Consider the following 20022-nt stretch of genomic DNA (forward strand, 5'->3'; position numbering starts at 1 on the left):
TTTTTATACAATTTTAAAGCAGTCCCCTGATGAGGACTGCTTTTTTTATTTCATTTCTTTTTTCAAGACTTCAATGGCTTTTTTCATTTGTGTATCGTTGTTCTTTAATTTATCTTGGATCTTTGTCATCAGAACGGTCGTTGTATCTCCTGTCAGAATACCGTCTGCCTTGAGATCGTTGTCTGTTTGGAAGCTTTTGACGATAGACTGGAATGCTTGATCGTACTCACCGTTTGCTTTTGCTTTGTAGCCAAGCGCTTGGAACATTTTTTGAGCTGCTTTGACTTCATCTCCATTGTCATTTAGCTCATATGATTTTTTCGGGCTTAAGTAAGGCAGCTTTGCATAACTTGGGAGAGCTGCTTTCACCTGTGGTTCGATACCTTTTTTGTGAATCCAAGAACCGTCTGGTGTCAGCCATTTTGCAATGGTTAACTTGACACTAGAACCATCATTATAGTTTTGCGCATTTTGAACAGTTCCTTTGCCAAACGTCTTTTCACCCACAATTTGAATGCCTGAAGATTGGTGCAGAGCTGCCGCCATGATTTCAGCAGCGCTGGCTGAGCCGCCATTTACAAGGACAACTGCCGGCTGATGGACTTTGCGTTCTTTTTCAGCCTTGTACACTTGTTTCTTCCCTTTTTCTTCAACCTGCATGATGACTTTCCCTTTATCAATAAAGTCATTGCTCATTTCAATGGCTTCTGTCATGATGCCGCCTGGATTATCTCTCAGGTCAATGACAAAACCTTTTGCCCCTTTTTTCTCGAGGTCATCAATTGCTTTATCCAGCTCTTTCGATGTGGTTTCAGCAAAGGACGTAATTTGGATTTCTCCTATTTTATCTTTTGTGAGTTTTGCATACACAGTTTCAAGCGGAATCGTGTCTCTTGTGATGGTCACATCTACATTGCCGACTCCTTGCCGGTTGAGATGCAGCTTAACATCCGTTCCTTTTTTCCCTCTGATGAGAGAAACTGCTTTATTGACCGACATTCCTTTGGTGCTTTTTCCATCCACTTTTAAAATATGATCATGAGGTTTCAAACCAGCTTTTTCAGCAGGAGAGCCTTTAATCGGCGCGACAATTAAAATTTTTCCATCCTTCTCTTCTACTTGTGCACCAATTCCTTCAAATGAAGAAGAAATGGTATTGTTAAATCCTTCGGCTTCCTCCTGATCCATATATGTAGAGTATGGATCATCAAGTGATGCAATCATTCCTTGGATCGCACCATCTACTAGTTTTTGATCATCCGTTTTTTCGTAATACTCATCCTTTACCTTCGTATACGCAGCCATGAGTTTACTAAACTTCTCGTCTCCTGAGACGCTGACAGCACCTTGTTTTGTGATCACAAATGTAATCGCTGAGGACAGTGCAGCAGTCACTAGAATGGCTACCACGAACTTCATTTGTTTTTTCAAAAAAACACCACCTTTATCTCCTTTCATTATTATCAAGGACGATGCTTCATCCGTCAACCAAAGGATCAACTTCTATTTGAAAAGATAAGCCATTTGCCCCTCTATTGCATAATCTTTAGAGAAGAACAGGATAAGGAAAGAAGGGATTATATGAATGATTATGTAGAAATGCTTGCTTATTTTGGCGTATCAGGTGCCCATCCTGGCGGAATTGAGTTAACAAAAACGATGATTGAGCATATAAAACTGCCGCCTCATGCACGTATACTGGACGCCGGATGCGGTACAGGACAGACGGCTGCCTATTTAGGAAATATAGGTTATCAGGTGGAGGCCATTGATACACATCCATTGATGATTGAAAAGGCGAACCTGCGATTCAAGCGGGAGGAACTGCCGATCCGCGCTTTAGAGGCATCCATTGAGCAGCTGCCCTTTCCAGATCAGGCATTCTCTCTACTCATCAGTGAATCTGTTTTAAGCTTTACCAAACTGCCTGATGCACTAGCTGAAATTAAACGTGTGCTTGCTCCTGGCAGTCAATTGATTGCAAATGAAGCTGTGTTAAAAGCCTCTCTTACACCTGAAGAGATGGCAGTTGTTCAAAATTTTTACGGCTTTCACTCGCTCTTGTCGCTTGAAGAATGGAAGGAGCAGTTAACAGCAGCAGGATTCCGTGACATTCAGATTCTTTCATTCGATGAACATATGGTGCAGGAGGAACCGACAGAGATGGAATTATCTGAACACATACCGCCTTCTCTTTACGAGACGCTGCAAACACACTACGATCTCATTCAAGCACACCGAAAGCAGTTAAGCCACATTCTATTTGAATGTACCGTATAAAATGAGCGAATCTCCTATATGTTTTGTCCAAACTCTATGAAGTCTCTCGCATAGGATAAGAGTGAAAAGAGTTTGTCATAAGGAGGAAAAACATGGAGCGCTACTACAAGCTTTGTCAGCAGCACATGGGGAAAGTCGCTAGAATCACTGACCGTAATGGCAGAGTACACGTCGGACGCATTGAGCGTGTGACAAACCGCAAAGTTTATATTCGTCCAGTCGGCGGGTCTCGCGGAGGCTTTGGCTTTGGCTATTGGGGCGGATATTATGGCTGGGGTGCAGCGTATGGCATCGGCCTCGGTTTCATCACCGGCTTCGCATTAGCAGGATTGTTCTTTTTTTAAAAGAAGAATAAGAGAAGGCCTCCCGAATAGCTGGGAGGCCTTTAACTTGTTTAGATTTTCTTTACTTTGTTCATGTATTCTTCAAATGTTAAATCGTGATCATGCATCGCTTTTGCGGCTTCTTTTCCCACATAGCGCAGATGCCACGGCTCATATTCGTATTTCGTAATGTCTTCTTTTCCTTTTGGATAACGGATGATAAAGCCATATTTATAGGCGTTTTTAGCCACCCATTTGCCATCTGGTGTTTCACCAAACTTTTCAGAGATCTCAAAACCGGCACTTTTTGAGGAAATGTCCATGGCTAAACCTGTTTGATGTTCACTTTCGCCTGGTAAAGCGACTGCTTCTTGTGCTTTTTCTTTGCCTTTTAATTTGACCTCACTATCAAAAATGACTTTTTGACGGTCATAGGAGCGATAGCCAGATACTGCAGCAAGCTCGAAGTTTTCCTTTTTTGCACCTTTGAATAACTTCTCAAGCGCTTCCGCTGCTTCTTTGCGGATATATCGCTTTTCAATATCTTCCGAAAAAGAGAATTCTACTTTTGGTACAACAAGATCAGAAGGTTTATAGGTTCCTGGTAATGCATATTCTTTGTTGACAAGTGCTAGCACATTTTCAGGATTTTGAATGGTTTTCAGACCGCTCACAACCTTGATGTCATTGAAATATTCACTCTTTAACGTCAGCTCTTGATTCGATGAATCTGCCTTATCGTTTGAGTTGTGCTGGGGAGATGAACTTGCTGCGTTTTTTTGTTCGTTTGTTTTGTTTGATTCAGATGTACCGCTTTTTTGATCCAGCAACTGGCAGCCTGATAGCGCGGCTGTCAAACCAAGAATCGATACGATTGAGAGTATTTTGTAGCTTTTCTTCATGACATACCTTCCTTTTGCTCTTCTAAAAAAATAAAGATGCGCTACATTGTAGCACACCCTTTATACTATTATAAAACGGAGTCTAGCGCAATTAAGATCATTTCATCAAACGTTGTTTGACGCTCTTCAGCCGTTGTTTCTTCTCCTGTTAGAACATGATCACTCACAGTCAAAATTGATAACGCTTTTCGATCAAATTTTGCTGCAAGAGAATAAAGAGCGGTTGTCTCCATTTCGATCGCTAGGATACCATATTGAGCCATGAGCTCAAGTGGTTTTTCATTGTAAAATTGGTCTGCTGTAAATACATTTCCGACACGTACAGCGACATTTTTTGCTTCTGCCGTATCGTAGGCTTTCTTGAGCAGTTCAAAATCAGCGCATGGCGCATAATCAATTGGTCCAAATGCCACACGATTCATTTGTGAATCTGTTGATGATGTCTGGGCTAAAATGACGTCCCGTACATTGACATCTCTTTTGATGGCTCCGCAAGATCCAACGCGAATTAAGTTTTGAACATCGTAGTTTTGAATGAGTTCATTCACATAAATCGAAATAGACGGTACGCCCATTCCAGTGCCCTGTACAGAAACACGTTTTCCTTTATAGGTTCCAGTATAGCCATACATTCCGCGCACTTCGTTATAGCACTCAACATATTCTAAATATGTATCTGCAATATATTTCGCACGAAGCGGATCGCCTGGCAGCAATACCGTTTCTGCAATTTGTCCTTTTTCTGCTCCAATATGTACACTCATTTTTTAGCCTCCACTTACGTTTACTATGTATTTTATCCTATTTATTATAAACGATCGAGCTTAAAAAGGAAAATACCAGCTGGATCTCAAGCTGGTATCATTCATGATCTATTTAACCTATCGTCATTAATCGTTCACTGCGTTTCCACCCTGCCGGAGAGAGCTGATAATAGCACTTCCCCTTTTTCTTATCATCAATCACAACAATATCACCTGTTGTGATAAACCGCGCATTGTAATCATTAGGGACTGTATCATGTACATTAAATGTCGAGAATGCTTTTTCCAGTACATCAAGGTGTGTTCTGCCGCCAATCTTTGTCCGGTACACAGGCTGATGCCCGCTTGCAGCGCCATATTCAGGTGTCTGATAAATGGTTAACTGAAATGCTGAAGGTTTCTTTTGAAAAAATCTCAACGTTAATTGCATTCAAATCCCTCCCCTTTTATATAAAATTGGCTGGGATCTGTCAATTTCCTTCTTCTATTTTTGTCGAATGACAGGCAATCTTTCGTCAATCTTTTTACAAATGAGAAATAAAGCGAGTCCTATCGCAAAGCCTCCTGCAACATCTGTCAAATAATGCACCCCGATATACATCCGGCTGATGCCAATGACTAGGACGCCTAGCCCTGTGATCAAATAGACGATTTTTTGTCTTTCTTTCAGCCATGGGATCATTTCAACTAATAGATAAGCAATAAAAGGGTAGATTGTGGCTGCATTCATCGAATGTCCGCTCGGAAAGCTGTAATACGTTTCACCTACAAGGTGATCAAAGGCCGGACGCTCTCTAGCAAACAGCCCCTTTAATTCATGATTGATTGTTTTTTCTGTGAGATATAATAGAAAAAGCATCATGATAGAGTAGTAGCGCTTATACATAAACAAGACCACACTAAAAATGAGCATGATTGGAACGAGCAGCGCGCTGATGCCAAAATCCGTCAAAACCAGCATAACATCATTTAAAAAAGGGAGTCTGATGCTTTCAAACCATAAGATGATCTGGTTGTCCAAATCTTGAAAAGCCCCAGATACCATGAGCGCAGCAATAGCGCCAAATAAAATGAAAAGAAATAGGATGTACACGTGAAGGATTCCCCTCCCTCTCTCTTCAGAATCTCTTCAAAGTATAGTGCCTACCACGCCTCTTCTTCAACTATCATTGCTTTTTTCAGCATATATTCAAATGTAATGTCAGCCAGCTCAAATGTTTCAAGCTCAGCAGGTATGTACCCTCTTTTGATCAGCTCCACGTAGAAGAACTCCGCAATTTCCTCTGTATCAATCACCAAATCTGCTTCTTTCATTGCATTCCGCCTCCTTTTTTATGATGTATGAACGCCGGCTGTTTTTTATTACAGTTTGTCATAATGGCTCATTCCATACATATAAATGCTGTAAACAAAAAGAAAAGGGGCTTGAAAGAATGAAATGGTTAAGCATATTAGATGGAGAAACTTTTGATCAGGTGATGGGCCGTATCTTGAGGGGATGGTTTTATGTGATTGCATTTTTCTGTGTGCCTTATTTTTTATTCGTGTTAGGACAAGTCTTTCTTTAACCAAAATGTTCGTGTAAACTTTCCAAAATAAAATCCATCATATCCTTATATTCTGGATCTTTGAAAAATTCATAGAGAATTTTATAATCGTTATAAATATCAAGAAGCTCATCCACTATAGATACAGCCAGAAATTCAAGTGAAGATTCGCTTTCTTGTTTCTCATTTAGCTGTAATAGAGCCGTTTGGACCATATCTTCTTCTAACTCTTTTGAGGTTTCTCCGACGTAATGCACAAAAAGAAGCTGATGAACAAACTGGTCCATCTCATATTTTCTTAGGACAAGCGTTAAATCTTCCTCTTCTGTTTCCAGCCACTCTCCGTCTTTCAGCCTCGTGAGTTCGTAAATGACATCTTCCCAGCCATCTTCAAGGTAGCGCCAAATTTCAGTCCGATGACCGATGATTTTAAATAACTCTTTTCCGTAATCTTTTACATAAACAACATCGCCAATGAGGAACTCATATTCAATGTCCAGCTTTTCTGTGTCGACAATCACTCCGCTGTACTCATCGTAAAGCTGAAGTGATGTTTCAAAATAAAGCACCTCATTATGATTGACCTCATATAAATAGTGCTGGTCAATTTGATGGACTTTTGTAATCGTTCCGACTGTGCCGTACATGACAACGACGACAATTTCCCCTACTTGATATTTTGGTGCTTTCGCCTTCATTCTGTCTCCCCCTTGCCCGACTTTTGGTCTTAACGTATCGTATGCCGGCGCAAGGAATTCTGCATGGGCAACCACACCATGCAAAACGCCATTTTATTTCTCATGAAAAAACCGCTTCTCCATTCGGATAAGCGGTTGTGTGTTATTTTTTTTTGACTTCTACTTCGTATTGCTCAAATGCTTCGTCAAATGTTGTCATTGAGCTTAAATAATCACCATTTAATTCTAAATAAGCGCACAGCTCATGATAATCTGTGGAAGCTTTAGGAAAGCTGTGATCCTCATACGCAGCATTTGCGAAATGGCTGATTTCATCTTTCGGTTTTGGATGTCTGAACTTCATTAAATAATGGTAAAACGACTTCACCTGTTTTTCCCTCCGCGACACACTATTTTGTTGTTATATTATACAGCAATTTGATGACTTGTATAGGCGGAGGTACAACTTATGATGAAAAGTCAAAGTAATTTCGCTTTAATAACCGCTCCATGCTCATTAATTCCTCGTAGGAGATTTTTTCTGGAAGTTTTGTCTGATCCACTAAAATTAATTGATCCTCAATCTCTTTGACCGTCTCATCTTTTTGATAGATCATCCCGCAGTGCGTGCAGGAAATGGACGGCGTTTCGATGATTTCAATTGATTGTGTGCCCGTGATCAGTTCCCAATAGACTGTTGTCTGCTCCGCATTTGCTTTGTTTTCCTCACACCAATCACATGTCAGCAAGGCTATTTCTCCTCCTTTACGGTTTGTTCTTTTTTGAGCTGCGCTTGATATTTCTTCTCTTTTAATTCATCTCGTTTTTCACGTTTGTTTTTAAGTGTGTCGTGCTCAGGATTTGTCTCATATGCTTCTCTACGTTTCATTCGGCTTAAATTCTCAGGCGTAAACGATCTCGCCTCATCCTCAAATAGTGCGGTAATACCAATTGCCGGTTCTTGTTTCTCTTCATAAATTTCATTAAAATACGCATCTGCCTGGCCTGCGACGTAATGCTCTGGTTCTGGATAAGTGGTGATGACACCTTCAAAGTTACGTAGGACGACTTTGTCAGGGCTTTGCGATAACAAATAATTTGGCTGTAAGGCAATTTTCCCTCCGCCTCCTGGCGCATCTACAACAAAACTTGGTACTGCATAACCGCTCGTATGCCCTCTTAAGCCTTCAATGATTTCAAGCCCTTTTGATACGGGTGTTCTAAAGTGGCCAATGCCCTCAGATAAGTCACATTGATAAATATAATATGGTCTGACCCGAATCTTCACAAGATCGTGCATCAGCTTCTTCATAATCGGCACACTGTCGTTAATACCTGCAAGGATGACGGCCTGATTCCCTACAGGAACGCCGGCATTCACAAGACGTTCGCACGCTTCTTTTGCTTCTTTTGTGATTTCAATACTTGTATTGAAATGGGTGTTCAGCCATACTGGGTGATATTTTTTCAAAATCTCGCACAGCTCATCTGTAATACGCTGCGGAAAGACAACCGGCGCGCGGGTTCCAATCCGAATGATCTCAACGTGCGGAATATCTCGTAAGTTTTTCAAAATGTATTCAAGCACTTGATCGTTGATTAACAGCCCATCTCCGCCAGAGATTAACACGTCCCGCACCTCAGGTGTTTCTCTAATATATCCAATTGCAGCATCTAACTGCTTTTTCGGCACACCCATACCAATCTGGCCGGAAAAACGTCTTCTCGTACAATAACGGCAGTACATGGAGCACTGATTTGTCACAAGAAACAGCACACGATCTGGATATCGGTGCGTGAGCCCCGGGACAGGTGAGTCCTCATCTTCATGCAGCGGATCTTCCAGATCATATTTTGTTTTATGAAGCTCTTCTGCAATTGGCACAGATTGCATACGTATTGGACATCTTGGATCGTCTGGATTCATCAGTGAGGCATAGTAGGGTGTAATGTTGAGTGGAATGGTTTTGGTGGAAATCTTCACCCCTTCTCGTTCCTCTTCTGTTAAGTTTACGATTTTTTCTAAATCCTCAAGCGTTTTCACGGTATGCGTCAGCTGCCAAATCCAGTCGTTCCACTTTTCCTCAGGTACATCCTTCCAAAGCTCAATGTCCTTCCAGTGACGTGCCGGTTCATACAATTTCTGATTCATATCCATTCCCCCTATCAGCATTCACTTTATACTATGCAAGTTATGTGCCAACATGGGAAAATGCCCCTATTCTTTACAAAAGGAGCTTTTACCCGTCATATTCAATTGGATGTTGTGCCTATATTTCGGCATCTGCATATTTCTTTAATTTATATTGCAGCGTTTGTCGAGGGATTTTTAAAGCAGCGGCGGTTTTTTTAATATTCCCATTATGCTGATGTAAAGCTTCTTGAATCAATGTTTGTTCAAATGAAGACACTTGATTTTTTAAGGAGGATTCAGATGTTTCTTTTTCCAGCTTTTGCTCACGTAAATGAGCCGGAAGGTATAGAGGGATGATCTCTTCCGCTTCCTTTGGCATCATCAACACAGCATGTTCTATTGTATGTTTTAATTCTCTGACATTCCCAGGCCAGTGGTGCGCCATAAACAATCGTTCCGTTTCTTCAGAAAGGCGTGTAACGTTTTTTGAAAACTGCTGACGATAGGTTTGAATGAAGTGGCGGGATAGCAGCGTGATATCTTGCTTTCTTTCACGAAGCGGCGGGATATGAAAAGATGATACATGCAGTCTATAAAATAAATCTTCTCTTAAAATTTGCTTTTTCACTGCTTCGAATGGGTCCATATTGAGCGCAGTAATGAGCCGAATATCCACTTGAATGGACTTTGCATCACCGATGCGGCGCACCACGCCATCTTCTAACACACGTAATAATTTCGTCTGCAGCGTGAGCGGCATCGCTTGCAGTTCATCAAGAAAAAGTGTGCCCCCATCAGCTAATTCGAAAAGTCCCTTGCGATCAAGCGCGCCCGTATAGCTCCCTTTGACAGATCCGAACAATAAACTTTCAAGTAATGATTCTGGGAGTGCTGCGCAGTTTTGCGGAATGAACACTTGATTTTTTCGATCAGATTCATGGACAATGGCTTGAACGAGCACTTCTTTTCCTGTCCCTGTTTCCCCGTAGACAACAACTGATGATGGATAAGCAGCTGCTTTTTTTGCCCTTTCAAGCATTTCTTTTAAAAGCGGATCATTTGTTAAAAATGAAGCAAAATCATGCATTTGTACGGCCTCAGCCGCATCTTGTGTCCGCTTTTTTTGACCTAAACGATTGGAAAGGGCTGACAGCTTTGATACATCTTTTGCGACTTCGACCGCGCCTATTAACTCGTTATCTTCAATAATAGGCAATGTCGTGTTCACTGTTTCAATTCTTTCTCCGTTTTTATTCAAATAGGTTTGCAGCGAATGATAAATGGGCTTTCCTGTTCTCAACACATGCATGAGCGTACTTGTTTTTTCTGTTAAAGAGGGATACACATCAAGGATGTACTTGCCAATCACCTCTTCTTTTTGTAAACAGTCAAATTTAGCGGCATTATGATTGTAAAAGATCGTTATTCCTTGATCATCTACAACGTGAATGGCTTCATCAATGGCTTCTAAAATCAATTCAAACCAATCTGCTCTTTCGACAACCTTCCCCATTCTTTCCCCCTCACTTTCAGTGCCAAAAAACCGGCATCAATTGCCGAGTTTTCAGCGGCTTGATCATTTCTTCTAAAAGGTTCCTGTCCTTTTCATGTTTCGCTTTTTCCTTTCTACTTCCTGCAATCATTGCGAAAAAAGCACCCCTCTTATGAGGAGTGCTTTCGTCCGGATGTTTGATAAAGAGACATATCGAATTCTTGCAGCGATTCCCTATAGAGCGGCACAATCGGCTTTCCTTCCTGAAATAACGTAAATTGGGACGGGTACAGCTTAATCGGCTGATGATAAAAAGCAAACCGCTTCACGACCTCAGGATCAATTCGGCAAAAGGTATGATGCACAAGCAAATAAACATCTTGTTTCCATTTAAACAGCCGCCTGTTTGGCGGACTGAAAACAGGAGAAGCTTGAATGATGCTGCCATCCTCAAATGCCTGAAGCTGATCATTTGAAATCGAATAGATCTCTTTTTGGTGAAACTGAAAATATTGCACGTCACGTTTTGAAGCAAACCGTCTTTTTTTCTGATCTTCAATATAAAAGAACGTTTTCCCATAATCTGCGGTGACGACTGTATAATTGGGCACCGCCAGCTTCTCTTTCATTTCATATTTCATCTCACATAACAACGGAACACGGATCGCACGCCTGTTCTTTTCATTGATCCAGCGTTTTTCAATTCCATGAAGTTTCCCGTCTGCGATCTGATAATAATCTCCTTCTTTTTCAATGACCGTTCCGTCAATTAAATCATACGGCATACTCGAAAACAGATGATGAAAGGAATGGGGCGTTTTATACGTTGTATCCAGTACATCTTTTAATGGAAAAAACGCAGCGAAGTGATTCAGCCTCATCCAAAATACAGAATCTGCATGATGCCAGTGCTTTGGCTCATCGTCCCAATATTGTCCGTATTTTTCATAAATCAGTGGAAGCAAGCAGCTTCTGTGCATGACCGAACAATGGTCCACTTGAAAGGACGCATGCTCTAAGATTTGATCTGCTTCTCGAATAAAACTCATCGTTTCCACTAAATGCTGATCAACATGCACGACCCGCTGCGAGGAATACACAATATCTATGTGAGGCTTTGACCGAAAAACATCCACCATTTTAAGCAAACGATTTTTATCGTACACGGTATCATCGGTTAAATAACAAATGAGCTCACCTGTTATACGGGTTAATGCCTCATTAATAAGCGTCGCATATCGTGCGGTTAACAACCGTTTTGCCGGATGAACTGTGTGCGAATAAAGCTGAATGCGTTCATCACTTAAATAGGGCTGGATCTTTTGAATGGTGCCCTCTTCTGAGCCATCATCCATAATCAAAAGCTCCCAATGCGGATACGTTTGATCTACCATACTCTTTAGCACACGATCAATGAAATCTGGTTTATTGTAGCTTGTTAAAATCACCGATACTTTCATGATCATTATCCTTTTTGATTAGATTAAAAAGCCCCCCAGCTGACAATGTTCACATAAGGAACACTCACTCTTAGCTGATTTGTCGCGTTTTTAAAGACTGCAACCGTATCAAACAATTGCACGACAACTACGTTTTGAAGTACATCTCCATTGACTAAATGAACACGCGGCACTGGAATGCCAAGCTCAAGCCATGGACGAAGTAATTCTTTGATGTCTGACACATTCTCTTCCCCACTTTCTTCTAAAAGACGAAGAAGAAGTAAAATCAAGATGACTTCAAGCACTCCTTCCGACTCTAGTAATTCTTCGTTCCAACCTTCTAATAATTGTTCAAATTCCATTTATAATCCCTCTCTCTTCACATTTAATCTTTACTAGAGTATGAGCGCCACTTCATTTAGCCTCAGCATTTGAAAACATTTTTAAAAATGTGTGAAGTGATTAATTGAAAAAAAGAATCAGGAATCAGCGTTCTGCTTATGCCAAAAAAAATGAACGGCATATACATAGGGGTGAGTTTGAATTGATGAAGAAAGGATGGGGAAAAAATGAGCGAAAAGCGTGCTGAATTAAAAAAGGAACTATTGAAAGTGTTTTTCAAACCAATTACTCATGCATTAACAGCTAATCTCGAAGAAGGAGGAGTTCAAATGGAAGAAAAATTGAACGATTTATTTAGTGAAGTGGCAGCTGAGGCATCACCTTCAGATTCTGCTACAACACTCGATGTATCTCAGCCAGCAAGATGGATCTTTGCAAGACTTGCACCAGGAACAGTCATTAGCATTGTCACTGACTCAGGAGATTTAATTGGGCCAGTTCAATTTGTATCATTCGATGCTTCAACAGGTGTTGTATTTGTTACACAAGAAAGCTCTGTCACACCTACAGGCTCAGCAACGACTCTATTAGATGTAGATAAAGTTGAAAGTGTTACATTCACATCTTAATGTGAGAGGGTCATCATGAAGCTTCTTTATATCAGTTCTGGCTACGGCGGAATCTATCACATGTTTGATCAATGGGTAGAAGAGAGCTTCATTGATTCCCCCTTTTCATGTGTAAAGATTGATAGAGAATCTCTACCCACTAACATGCACAAAATCCGGACATTTTCTCCGGATTTTGTTTTGATGATGATCGGTGATCATGTTCCGAAAGATGTGCTTCATCAATTCAAACAAGAAAAAATCCCGATCGTTCTGTGGATGACAGAAGATCCCTTTTATACAGATGTGTCAGCTGCTTGCGCACGTGATGCGCGGCTCATATTAACGATCGATGAAGGGGTTTTGCCATTTTACAAACAATTAGGTGCTGAAAATACGCACTACTTTCCCATTCCGGCAAATACACGTGTCTTTCAGAAAAATGAATCGCCAGAAGAGATGTTCACGTATGACATTGCACTCGTTGGCTACCCTTATCCCAACCGCATCAAAGCCATCGATACACTCTTGCAGCAAAACAAATGGCGTATTCTCGTTGCAGGTAAGGAATGGCACCGTCACTTCAATAAATCACGGAGACAATATCGTGATTTCACACTAATAACGACTTGGCTGAGTCCTCAGCAAATGGCGGACATCTATCAGCAGACAGCGATTGTTCTGAATCCGCATAGGCCGGCTCAATTTGCGTATAACAAAAACAAAGCCATGATTCAAAATATGAGCCTTAATAACAGAGCATTTGACATTGCTGCAACTGGAAGTTTTCAATTGACGGATCTGCATCCGCCGCCTGCTTTTTCAAGCTTTGTTTTTTACAAAGATGAAGACGATTTAATAAAACAGGTGGAATACTATGGATCAAATGCAGGTGAAAGAAAGGCGGCTGCACTGAACAACTACGAGCAAACCGTTCGCTGGAATACATTTGATACGATGCCACAAAGACTTTATGACATTGTAAAAAGCGCCCTATAACTGGGCGCTTTCAAATTGTTGACAAAGGGCTAAAATGATCTTGATTTTAGCCCTTTGTCTTCTTTTCAGCGTGATAGAAAACCTTTGCAGTCTAGGAAGGACGAGCATCGGAGCGGAGCGAATTTGACATTCGTGAGCACCGGAGCGCAGACCTGACACCGAATGCGAGGGTTTGTCTACACGCTGAAAGCGCCCTATAACTGGGCGCTTTTTCTCGTTGAATGCCAGCTTATGCATGATCTTCCGCATCTCGGCGAGCCAATAAGATTTTCTCGGCCTCTTTCCGGTCTGCCTCTTGTTTCACCACAAGTGACCGCGTGTGATCCATCATATATGCTCCGACAGATCCTTCTAAAAAGGAATGAATGCATTCTTTTGCATAATGAGCATGAAAAGCATATACCGCACCATTTAGCCGGCCATACGTATAAGGCTGCTCATGCTTTGGCATGAAAAAGGAATGATTGTCCTTATATAAAGTAGCTTCATTGTTTTCATGCAGTGTCCAAGTTTCATTTGGGTTTTCTAACGCCTCTGTAAAAGATGCGGTGCAGTCATATCCCCCCTCCACTAAAAGCTGCAAGCACTTCTCGATATCTGCCGGCTGTCTTAGAGGAGACGCTGGATGCAGATACAGCACAATATCAAAGGTTTTCCCCTCCCGCTCTAAATATGCAAGCGCATGCTTCACAGCTAACAGTGACGGCGTTTGTTCTGTCACATGGGTGCTTGGCAGTTCAATCACATTTGCTCCGTAGTGAGATGAAATGATTTGCGTATTGACATCCTCTGAGGAAACGATGACTTCATCTAACTCAATCATTTGCAGTAACGGCTGAATGGTCCAATAGATAAGCGGCCTCTCTGCCAATATGCGTATGTGTTCATCATGCTGGCCGTCGTGACTTCTAAATGCAGGTATCATGGCTAAAATACGATTTCCCCTATACATGTCTTCTCTTCTCCCCTCGCGCACAGCTCCCTACAATTTTCTTCTCTGCCCGAGCTGACCGCAGTACTGAAGTATTCAGGTCTCTCGTTTTTCTAGTTGATCTCTTATCTCTCCATATTCTATTAAGACAACAAGCAGATGGTTATAATTTGTTCACCTAATTTATACATGAAGTGGTTCTTTTCCTCAAACGAATGCCGCTCTTTCACATATGATGCAAAGTAGAGAAATGAGAGTTGGGGGATTAGATATGTCTAAACAGATAGAAACGACTTTGAAGACCTTTTTTCGTGACAAAACGATATTGGTTACAGGCGGTACAGGATCAATCGGCCGGCAAATCGTGAATAAATTAACAAGTTGCTCTCCAAAGAAAATAATCGTCTTCAGTAAAGATGACAGCAAACAATACATGATGAAAAATGAGTACGCAGATCATCCAGAGGTCGCATTCGCTTTAGGAGATGTCCGGGATGCAAGCCGCGTGAGACAGCTCGTCAAGGGTGTGGATATCATTTTCCATGCAGCGGCCTTAAAACAAGTACCCACTTGTGAAGATAATCCGTTCGAAGCCGTTCAAACGAATATCATCGGCGGGCAGCACGTCATTGAAGCCGCAATTGAACATGAAGTGAGTCATGTCGTCAACATCTCCACTGACAAAGCGGTTTCTCCAACGAATGCCATGGGTGCAACAAAATTGATTTCAGAAAAACTATTTTTCCAAGCAAACGAAAGTATTCCGAATCAAAAAACGAGATTTTGCTCTGTACGCTTTGGCAATGTGCTTGGATCTAGAGGTTCCGTTATTCCGATCATGCTCCAGCAGCTATTAAATGAAAAACCTTTGACCGTGACTGATCCTCATATGACACGTTTTTTTATGTCCATTGAAGAGGCTGTTTCCCTCACACTTCAAGCAGCAATCATGATGAAAGGCGGCGAAACCTTCATTCTCAAGATGGAGTCCTTACAGCTTGCCGATCTCCTAAAAGCGTTTCATGAATATGCCGCTCAAATCAATGCTAAATCTCCAGATGTTCTTGTCGTCGGAAAAAGACCTGGCGAAAAGCTTCACGAGGAGCTTACATTCCCGCACGAAGCAGATGCACTGTTTGAACATGAACAATTTTATGCCATTTTACCGAGACCACATTTGCACCCTGCCTTTCAAAAAGTTGACTTAACGAATTACACCTCAAAAGAAGCACCGCTCATTACAAAAGAAAAGCTGTTCCACATCATTGAACAACTACATCATACACATCATAAAAAATAAAAAATCGTCACACGGAAGCAGCTGCTTTCCATGTGACGATTTTTAAATGGATCAATCAAATAGATGTTTCAAATCCCCGTAGCCTTCTTTTTCAAGATCATCCTTTGGGATAAATTTTAAAGCGGCTGAGTTAATACAATACCGAAGTCCGTTTGGCCCTGGTCCATCAGGAAAAACATGACCTAGATGAGAATCAGCTGTTTTACTGCGAACCTCTGTCCGCACCATTCCATGACTCGTATCAATCTTCTCTGCTACCTCTTCCTCTTCAAGCGGTTTTGTAAAACTTGGCCATCCGCAGTGGGCATCAAACTTATCTAAAGAAGAAAAAAGCGGCTTTCCTGAAATGATATCCACATAGATACCTTCTTCTTTATGATCCCAAAATTCATTTTGAAATGGCGGCTCTGTGCCATTATTTTGCGTGACTTCGTACTGCATGCGGTTTAATTCTTTTATACGCTTTTCTTTTTCATTTTCCATTATTTATCACTCCAATGGGACTCAATAAAACCGGCTCTGCCCGAACCGACATGATATCGTTCGTAGTGCATTTTGTTTTTCTTATAATAATGCTGATGATATTCCTCTGCTGGATAAAAAGGGCCTGCGTCTAAAATTTCTGTAACGATTGGCTTTTTGAAAATCCCGCTTTGGCTCAGCTGCTCTTTCGATGCTTCAGCTAGCTTTCGCTGCTTGTCATGATGAACATAAATACCTGTACGGTAAGATTCCCCTCTATCGCCAAATTGCCCGCCATCGTCTGTTGGGTCTATTTGCTGCCAATACAGCTCTAGCAGCTTCTCATATGGAAACACGTCAGGATCAAACGTAATTTGAACCGCTTCTCTATGTCCCGTTGTATTTGTACATACTTCCTCATAGGTCGGATTCACTGTATGTCCGCCAGTATACCCTGATTCAACTTTGATAATGCCCGGCTGTTCATCAAAAGGTTTAACCATACACCAGAAGCAGCCTCCTGCAAATGTGGCTAATTCTTGTTTTTCAGACATATTAGTGCCCCCTTCATTTAAAAAATGGTATCATCATATTATAACATGATAAAAAATAATGAAAATGATACGACTTGTATACCAAAATAAAAGAAAGCATTCTGTCGTATCTTTAAAATATAATGGGGGTTTAATGATTGGAACAAAGAAAACAAATGATGTACGAAATGGACACTTTACTGAGAACCGTATTTAAGCAGATCCGTTATGAGATTAACAGCCTGCTCGAAAACGAATTATCTCGGAATGAATTTCTTATTTTAAATCTGCTCCGAGAGCAAGGGGCAAAAAAAGTAACGGAATTCGCTTCCATTCTTGGAGTGTCAGCAAGTCATATTACCGCTGTGACTGACACACTCGTAGAAAAAGGCTGGATCACTCGTATCCGCTCAAAAGAGGACCGCCGCATCATCAAAATCCACTTAACCGATAAGGGTAAGGAAATTACTGAGCATTTTGAGAAAAAGAAAACGGAATACTTTATGGAGCGGTTTGAATCATTTGATGACGAAGAACTAAAAACAATGATCAAATTATTTAAAAAGCTGGATAAAAGTCAAAAGGATTAAGCATAGATTTTAGCGCTCAGGACATGCTACGGATAAAAAGAGGTGGAATGAACCATGACAAGCCCTTATCTTTGTCCAAACTGTAAAACAAACAGAACGCGCTTTAATCTCATTGAGCAGCTTTCAGAACCTGTCAAGCTAGATCCAGCAACAGGAGCAGTTGTCGAAAGATACGAAGGAGAACAGCTGTCTCCTTTTCACTTGAGCTATCAAGGTCCTCAAATGAAAGTCCAGTGCGGTGTTTGTGGTTTAATTGAGGATGAAAAAACGTTCATTAAACTAGCTGAATATCATCAATATTCTTCTCCTTCTTAACATGCCGGCCTGACGGAATACGTCAGGCTTTTTTCTATGCTTCTTTTGCCTATACAGATCGTCTTTTTCATGCATACGCTACAAAAAACACCATTGTATGAGAAAGAAGGGATTGATGACATGCAGCAGCTCTTTTATTATGACTTTCCATATCGGCCATTCGCTGACACCTACGAGCATCTTCAAAGCAGCCCTTCATCAAAAGCCTTTATTCGATTATTTCACGCTGCACCAGATCTCAGTGAGCTCGCTGTTTATGTGAACCGGAAGCAGGTAATGAAACCAATGCCTTACAGCCATTTAACCGCTTATATGGAGTGGGATGAGGGAATGTATGAAATAGAAGTGTTCAAACTGGCTACAAATGAGAGAATTCTTCATTCCCGCATTCGATTTAAGAGCGGCGAGGTCTACACATTATGTATCACAGGTGCCCGTGCAGGCTTTGCACTGCTGACTGAGCGGCAGACTACTTTGATCAAACAAGAAGACCTGTCAGCACTTACATTTGTACAGCTGTCTCCGGACCTTCCTTCTATAGATATATATGAACGAGACCAAGGGATCATATCGAAGGAGCTTGATTATGTAAACAGCACCCACCTTCATCATTTCTCTCCAAATAAATATCATTTTGAATTGAAAGCCGCCGGCACTCAAAGTGTACTGCTTGATATCCCAAAAGTTCATCTGCAAACAAAGCGTGCATACCTGATTCTGCTTCATGGTTTTGCGAACGGAGAACCTGAACTTATGGCAAAGGTGGTTTTGTCTCGGCAACTATAAAAAAGAGCCTTTCCTAAAATGGAAAAGGCTCCTTACGAGACATCTTCAGCTTTTTCTTGCTTTTGAAAATCAAAAGCAAGAATCATCGTGCCTAGAAATAATGCACAGTAGGCAATATTTAAGTAAAACTGATCGATATTTTCTGCTTTTAAAGCATTGACAGCTGTTATGCCAAAGTACGCAGCAAATAAAAACGACAGTAAACTAAAATATTGATAGACTCGCTTCATGATTTCACTCCTGACTCACACATTCTATTGCTTTGGATGATAATATGAGAATTCAATTTCATCGTTCTGCAGATCAATTTTGTTTGCTTTGACATACATATCATTCGTCAGCGGCATTTCTGAAAGACGCACTTCAACCGTTTTTTGATCCGGTTTTACATGAACGAACTCTGGCAGCTCATAGAACTGACCCATGTAGCTTAAAACAAAACTAATCGGAATGCTCAATTGTCCAATTGAAAAGTCATCCACTTTCAAAAGCACATCACCATTATCTTCAACAGTTGGCGTAAATGAGACGTTTGCATCAATCGTTGAAGAGAAAGCTTTAATTGCGCCTGTTACTTTCACATCTTGATCGATTGCTACATGAAAGTCTGGCATATCATTTGATCCTTGATTTTTCAAATAATCATTCACAAAGCTGGTGAGTGATTCCTTTGAGCTGGATATATTAAAAGCATATTCGCTTTTCACTTCTTTGGTTGAAGCGGATTGACCGCCTGGCAGCAGCATCAAAATACCGCATCCAATCACAATCAATAGATTGATTGCAAGCAAAATAAAAAATAAGCTTTTCCATTTTTTCATCTGTTTCACCCTATTCCTTCGGCAGTCCTTCTTTTTTCACTTCGGAGAATAAACGATTTGCCATAAGAGAGTACCCCTTTTGGTTTGGGTGGAAATCATCTTCTGCCAGTAATTTTTCATCAGAACCTTCTTCAAATAAATCTGCTACATTGACCATATCCGCATTGCCGTCTTTTTTGAGTTCCTTTTTGGCAGCGGCATTCCAGTCTTGAACGACTTCATCAATATCTCGCAGCTCAGACAAACTGAACTTAAAAGGATTGTACATGCTGACATACATGATTTTCGCATGGTCATTCTGTTCTCTCAGCCTAGACAGAATGGTTTTAAAGCGCTCTTCAAAAGGACCCTGCTCTTTTTGAAAAGGAGCAAACGTCAAATTAAGCACATTTTGACGGACAACATGCATGAGGTCATTCCCGCCGATCGTAAAGAAAATATAGTCAGCGTCTTTCAGTCCGTCCTGCACCTTTTTTTCTTTTAATCTTTTTAATAAATCTACTGTTCTACTGCCTTTAATGGCATAGTTTTTTAATGTGACAGACTGCACGCCGTCCACTGCTTCTATCTTGTCACGGGTCATGCCTGCATAGCCTTTTTTATCTTGATCTCCAATTCCTTCTGTTAAAGAATCTCCAACCGCTGCGATGGTAATATGTTCTTTTACTTTTGGTGTGTCTTCTAGTTTATCCTTTATGCCAGCCTCTTGCGCGGAACATGCAGAAAGAACAAAAGCTAGAGACATCACAATCAAAATCAAACGAGCCTTCAAAC

General features: G+C 41.0%; 27 protein-coding genes. 8 read left to right on the forward strand and 19 right to left on the reverse strand.

The window, feature by feature from the left end; genetic code table 11:
- Nucleotides 1-45: 45 nt before the first annotated feature.
- Entirely contained in the window at nucleotides 46-1431 is a 1386-nt protein-coding gene (locus tag M1D81_RS10110; protein WP_456266999.1) for a S41 family peptidase, read from the reverse strand.
- A gap of 150 nt (nucleotides 1432-1581) precedes the next feature.
- Here M1D81_RS10110 and M1D81_RS10115 point away from each other — a divergent pair, with 150 nt between their 5' ends.
- Together M1D81_RS10115 and M1D81_RS10120 are read left to right on the forward strand one after the other, a co-directional pair.
- Entirely contained in the window at nucleotides 1582-2280 is a 699-nt protein-coding gene (locus M1D81_RS10115; protein ID WP_456266998.1) for a class I SAM-dependent methyltransferase, read from the forward strand.
- 92 nt (nucleotides 2281-2372) lie between these two features.
- Nucleotides 2373-2624: a hypothetical protein gene (locus tag M1D81_RS10120; RefSeq protein ID WP_024422704.1), complete on the forward strand. Its 252-nt coding sequence runs from the start codon at nucleotides 2373-2375 to the stop codon at nucleotides 2622-2624.
- Nucleotides 2625-2674: 50 nt separating this feature from the next.
- Here M1D81_RS10120 and M1D81_RS10125 read toward each other — a convergent pair whose 3' ends face one another.
- The 12 genes from M1D81_RS10125 to cgeC form a co-directional block, all read right to left on the reverse strand.
- On the reverse strand, nucleotides 2675-3505 hold the full coding sequence (locus M1D81_RS10125) for a M15 family metallopeptidase (protein ID WP_456266997.1): 831 nt from the start codon (nucleotides 3503-3505) through the stop codon (nucleotides 2675-2677).
- 68 nt (nucleotides 3506-3573) lie between these two features.
- Nucleotides 3574-4269, reverse strand: a complete 696-nt coding sequence (gene deoD, locus M1D81_RS10130) for a purine-nucleoside phosphorylase (protein WP_456266996.1) — start codon at nucleotides 4267-4269, stop codon at nucleotides 3574-3576.
- A gap of 112 nt (nucleotides 4270-4381) precedes the next feature.
- Nucleotides 4382-4699 (reverse strand): hypothetical protein, encoded by a 318-nt coding sequence (locus tag M1D81_RS10135; protein ID WP_087977970.1) that lies wholly within the window; start codon nucleotides 4697-4699, stop codon nucleotides 4382-4384.
- A 54-nt stretch (nucleotides 4700-4753) separates the two neighbouring features.
- A complete protein-coding gene (locus M1D81_RS10140) occupies nucleotides 4754-5362 on the reverse strand; it encodes a phosphatase PAP2 family protein (protein ID WP_456266995.1) in 609 nt (202 codons plus the stop codon).
- A gap of 50 nt (nucleotides 5363-5412) precedes the next feature.
- Complete coding sequence (locus tag M1D81_RS10145) at nucleotides 5413-5583, reverse strand: YozD family protein (RefSeq protein WP_065214722.1); 171 nt, start codon at nucleotides 5581-5583, stop codon at nucleotides 5413-5415.
- A 250-nt stretch (nucleotides 5584-5833) separates the two neighbouring features.
- Nucleotides 5834-6514 (reverse strand): hypothetical protein, encoded by a 681-nt coding sequence (locus M1D81_RS10150; protein ID WP_456266994.1) that lies wholly within the window; start codon nucleotides 6512-6514, stop codon nucleotides 5834-5836.
- Between the two features lie 142 nt (nucleotides 6515-6656).
- Complete coding sequence (locus M1D81_RS10155) at nucleotides 6657-6881, reverse strand: YozE family protein (RefSeq protein WP_024422709.1); 225 nt, start codon at nucleotides 6879-6881, stop codon at nucleotides 6657-6659.
- 79 nt (nucleotides 6882-6960) lie between these two features.
- Nucleotides 6961-7242: a YokU family protein gene (locus M1D81_RS10160; protein WP_024422710.1), complete on the reverse strand. Its 282-nt coding sequence runs from the start codon at nucleotides 7240-7242 to the stop codon at nucleotides 6961-6963.
- A gap of 2 nt (nucleotides 7243-7244) precedes the next feature.
- Nucleotides 7245-8645: a lysine 2,3-aminomutase gene (gene kamA, locus M1D81_RS10165; RefSeq protein WP_456266993.1), complete on the reverse strand. Its 1401-nt coding sequence runs from the start codon at nucleotides 8643-8645 to the stop codon at nucleotides 7245-7247.
- Nucleotides 8646-8763: 118 nt separating this feature from the next.
- The gene (locus M1D81_RS10170; protein WP_456266992.1) at nucleotides 8764-10140 is read right to left on the reverse strand and encodes a sigma-54 interaction domain-containing protein; all 1377 of its coding nucleotides are present in this window, start codon (nucleotides 10138-10140) and stop codon (nucleotides 8764-8766) included.
- Between the two features lie 149 nt (nucleotides 10141-10289).
- On the reverse strand, nucleotides 10290-11585 hold the full coding sequence (locus M1D81_RS10175) for a glycosyltransferase family 2 protein (protein ID WP_456266991.1): 1296 nt from the start codon (nucleotides 11583-11585) through the stop codon (nucleotides 10290-10292).
- 17 nt (nucleotides 11586-11602) lie between these two features.
- Nucleotides 11603-11923, reverse strand: coding sequence for a spore maturation protein CgeC (gene cgeC, locus M1D81_RS10180; RefSeq protein WP_456266990.1), 321 nt, complete (start codon nucleotides 11921-11923; stop codon nucleotides 11603-11605).
- 207 nt (nucleotides 11924-12130) lie between these two features.
- On the opposite strand from cgeC, the gene M1D81_RS10185 reads away from it, so the two are divergent.
- Entirely contained in the window at nucleotides 12131-12532 is a 402-nt protein-coding gene (locus M1D81_RS10185) for a hypothetical protein (protein ID WP_456266989.1), read from the forward strand.
- Nucleotides 12533-12547: 15 nt separating this feature from the next.
- Complete coding sequence (locus M1D81_RS10190) at nucleotides 12548-13510, forward strand: CgeB family protein (RefSeq protein ID WP_456266988.1); 963 nt, start codon at nucleotides 12548-12550, stop codon at nucleotides 13508-13510.
- Between the two features lie 229 nt (nucleotides 13511-13739).
- Here the strand turns inward: M1D81_RS10190 and M1D81_RS10195 are convergent, their stop codons facing one another.
- Nucleotides 13740-14462, reverse strand: coding sequence for an acylneuraminate cytidylyltransferase family protein (locus M1D81_RS10195; RefSeq protein ID WP_456266987.1), 723 nt, complete (start codon nucleotides 14460-14462; stop codon nucleotides 13740-13742).
- A gap of 250 nt (nucleotides 14463-14712) precedes the next feature.
- On the opposite strand from M1D81_RS10195, the gene M1D81_RS10200 reads away from it, so the two are divergent.
- Nucleotides 14713-15741: an SDR family NAD(P)-dependent oxidoreductase gene (locus M1D81_RS10200; protein ID WP_456266986.1), complete on the forward strand. Its 1029-nt coding sequence runs from the start codon at nucleotides 14713-14715 to the stop codon at nucleotides 15739-15741.
- A gap of 51 nt (nucleotides 15742-15792) precedes the next feature.
- Here the strand turns inward: M1D81_RS10200 and msrB are convergent, their stop codons facing one another.
- A complete protein-coding gene (msrB, locus tag M1D81_RS10205) occupies nucleotides 15793-16224 on the reverse strand; it encodes a peptide-methionine (R)-S-oxide reductase MsrB (RefSeq protein WP_456266985.1) in 432 nt (143 codons plus the stop codon).
- The gene (gene msrA, locus M1D81_RS10210; RefSeq protein WP_456266984.1) at nucleotides 16224-16757 is read right to left on the reverse strand and encodes a peptide-methionine (S)-S-oxide reductase MsrA; all 534 of its coding nucleotides are present in this window, start codon (nucleotides 16755-16757) and stop codon (nucleotides 16224-16226) included. Before msrA ends, msrB begins: the two co-directional genes overlap by 1 nt.
- A 137-nt stretch (nucleotides 16758-16894) precedes the next feature.
- On the opposite strand from msrA, the gene M1D81_RS10215 reads away from it, so the two are divergent.
- From M1D81_RS10215 to M1D81_RS10225, 3 genes are all read left to right on the forward strand, one after another.
- On the forward strand, nucleotides 16895-17326 hold the full coding sequence (locus M1D81_RS10215) for a MarR family transcriptional regulator (RefSeq protein ID WP_007500780.1): 432 nt from the start codon (nucleotides 16895-16897) through the stop codon (nucleotides 17324-17326).
- A 54-nt stretch (nucleotides 17327-17380) separates the two neighbouring features.
- Nucleotides 17381-17641, forward strand: coding sequence for a hypothetical protein (locus M1D81_RS10220; RefSeq protein WP_024422721.1), 261 nt, complete (start codon nucleotides 17381-17383; stop codon nucleotides 17639-17641).
- A 69-nt stretch (nucleotides 17642-17710) separates the two neighbouring features.
- Nucleotides 17711-18427 (forward strand): DUF4397 domain-containing protein, encoded by a 717-nt coding sequence (locus M1D81_RS10225; RefSeq protein WP_456266983.1) that lies wholly within the window; start codon nucleotides 17711-17713, stop codon nucleotides 18425-18427.
- 32 nt (nucleotides 18428-18459) lie between these two features.
- On the opposite strand, the gene ypmT is transcribed toward M1D81_RS10225, so the two are convergent.
- Genes ypmT through M1D81_RS10240 form a run of 3 tightly spaced genes read right to left on the reverse strand, consistent with a single transcriptional unit; the run spans nucleotide 18460 to nucleotide 20020 of the window.
- Nucleotides 18460-18657: a protein YpmT gene (gene ypmT, locus M1D81_RS10230; RefSeq protein WP_151039985.1), complete on the reverse strand. Its 198-nt coding sequence runs from the start codon at nucleotides 18655-18657 to the stop codon at nucleotides 18460-18462.
- 24 nt (nucleotides 18658-18681) lie between these two features.
- Nucleotides 18682-19248, reverse strand: a complete 567-nt coding sequence (locus tag M1D81_RS10235) for a YpmS family protein (protein WP_024422724.1) — start codon at nucleotides 19246-19248, stop codon at nucleotides 18682-18684.
- A 10-nt stretch (nucleotides 19249-19258) separates the two neighbouring features.
- Nucleotides 19259-20020, reverse strand: a complete 762-nt coding sequence (locus tag M1D81_RS10240) for an SGNH/GDSL hydrolase family protein (protein WP_456266982.1) — start codon at nucleotides 20018-20020, stop codon at nucleotides 19259-19261.
- Nucleotides 20021-20022: the final 2 nt, after the last annotated feature.

The sequence above is a fragment of the Bacillus sp. JZ105 genome (genome assembly GCF_053903125.1).

What these genes read in the sequence shown, in the direction of transcription:
- M1D81_RS10135 (WP_087977970.1), bottom strand. Translation starts at nt 4,699, where the DNA reads ATGCAATTAACGTTGAGATTTTTTCAAAAGAAACCTTCAGCATTTCAG.
- M1D81_RS10190 (WP_456266988.1), top strand. Translation starts at nt 12,548, where the DNA reads ATGAAGCTTCTTTATATCAGTTCTGGCTACGGCGGAATCTATCACATG.
- M1D81_RS10175 (WP_456266991.1), bottom strand. Translation starts at nt 11,585, where the DNA reads ATGATCATGAAAGTATCGGTGATTTTAACAAGCTACAATAAACCAGAT.
- M1D81_RS10200 (WP_456266986.1), top strand. Translation starts at nt 14,713, where the DNA reads ATGTCTAAACAGATAGAAACGACTTTGAAGACCTTTTTTCGTGACAAA.
- M1D81_RS10220 (WP_024422721.1), top strand. Translation starts at nt 17,381, where the DNA reads ATGACAAGCCCTTATCTTTGTCCAAACTGTAAAACAAACAGAACGCGC.
- ypmT (WP_151039985.1), bottom strand. Translation starts at nt 18,657, where the DNA reads ATGAAGCGAGTCTATCAATATTTTAGTTTACTGTCGTTTTTATTTGCT.
- M1D81_RS10125 (WP_456266997.1), bottom strand. Translation starts at nt 3,505, where the DNA reads ATGAAGAAAAGCTACAAAATACTCTCAATCGTATCGATTCTTGGTTTG.
- M1D81_RS10115 (WP_456266998.1), top strand. Translation starts at nt 1,582, where the DNA reads ATGAATGATTATGTAGAAATGCTTGCTTATTTTGGCGTATCAGGTGCC.
- M1D81_RS10145 (WP_065214722.1), bottom strand. Translation starts at nt 5,583, where the DNA reads ATGAAAGAAGCAGATTTGGTGATTGATACAGAGGAAATTGCGGAGTTC.
- msrA (WP_456266984.1), bottom strand. Translation starts at nt 16,757, where the DNA reads ATGTCTGAAAAACAAGAATTAGCCACATTTGCAGGAGGCTGCTTCTGG.
- M1D81_RS10185 (WP_456266989.1), top strand. Translation starts at nt 12,131, where the DNA reads ATGAGCGAAAAGCGTGCTGAATTAAAAAAGGAACTATTGAAAGTGTTT.
- deoD (WP_456266996.1), bottom strand. Translation starts at nt 4,269, where the DNA reads ATGAGTGTACATATTGGAGCAGAAAAAGGACAAATTGCAGAAACGGTA.
- kamA (WP_456266993.1), bottom strand. Translation starts at nt 8,645, where the DNA reads ATGAATCAGAAATTGTATGAACCGGCACGTCACTGGAAGGACATTGAG.
- M1D81_RS10170 (WP_456266992.1), bottom strand. Translation starts at nt 10,140, where the DNA reads ATGGGGAAGGTTGTCGAAAGAGCAGATTGGTTTGAATTGATTTTAGAA.
- M1D81_RS10225 (WP_456266983.1), top strand. Translation starts at nt 17,711, where the DNA reads ATGCATACGCTACAAAAAACACCATTGTATGAGAAAGAAGGGATTGAT.
- msrB (WP_456266985.1), bottom strand. Translation starts at nt 16,224, where the DNA reads ATGGAAAATGAAAAAGAAAAGCGTATAAAAGAATTAAACCGCATGCAG.
- M1D81_RS10150 (WP_456266994.1), bottom strand. Translation starts at nt 6,514, where the DNA reads ATGAAGGCGAAAGCACCAAAATATCAAGTAGGGGAAATTGTCGTCGTT.
- cgeC (WP_456266990.1), bottom strand. Translation starts at nt 11,923, where the DNA reads ATGGAATTTGAACAATTATTAGAAGGTTGGAACGAAGAATTACTAGAG.
- M1D81_RS10235 (WP_024422724.1), bottom strand. Translation starts at nt 19,248, where the DNA reads ATGAAAAAATGGAAAAGCTTATTTTTTATTTTGCTTGCAATCAATCTA.
- M1D81_RS10195 (WP_456266987.1), bottom strand. Translation starts at nt 14,462, where the DNA reads ATGTATAGGGGAAATCGTATTTTAGCCATGATACCTGCATTTAGAAGT.
- M1D81_RS10120 (WP_024422704.1), top strand. Translation starts at nt 2,373, where the DNA reads ATGGAGCGCTACTACAAGCTTTGTCAGCAGCACATGGGGAAAGTCGCT.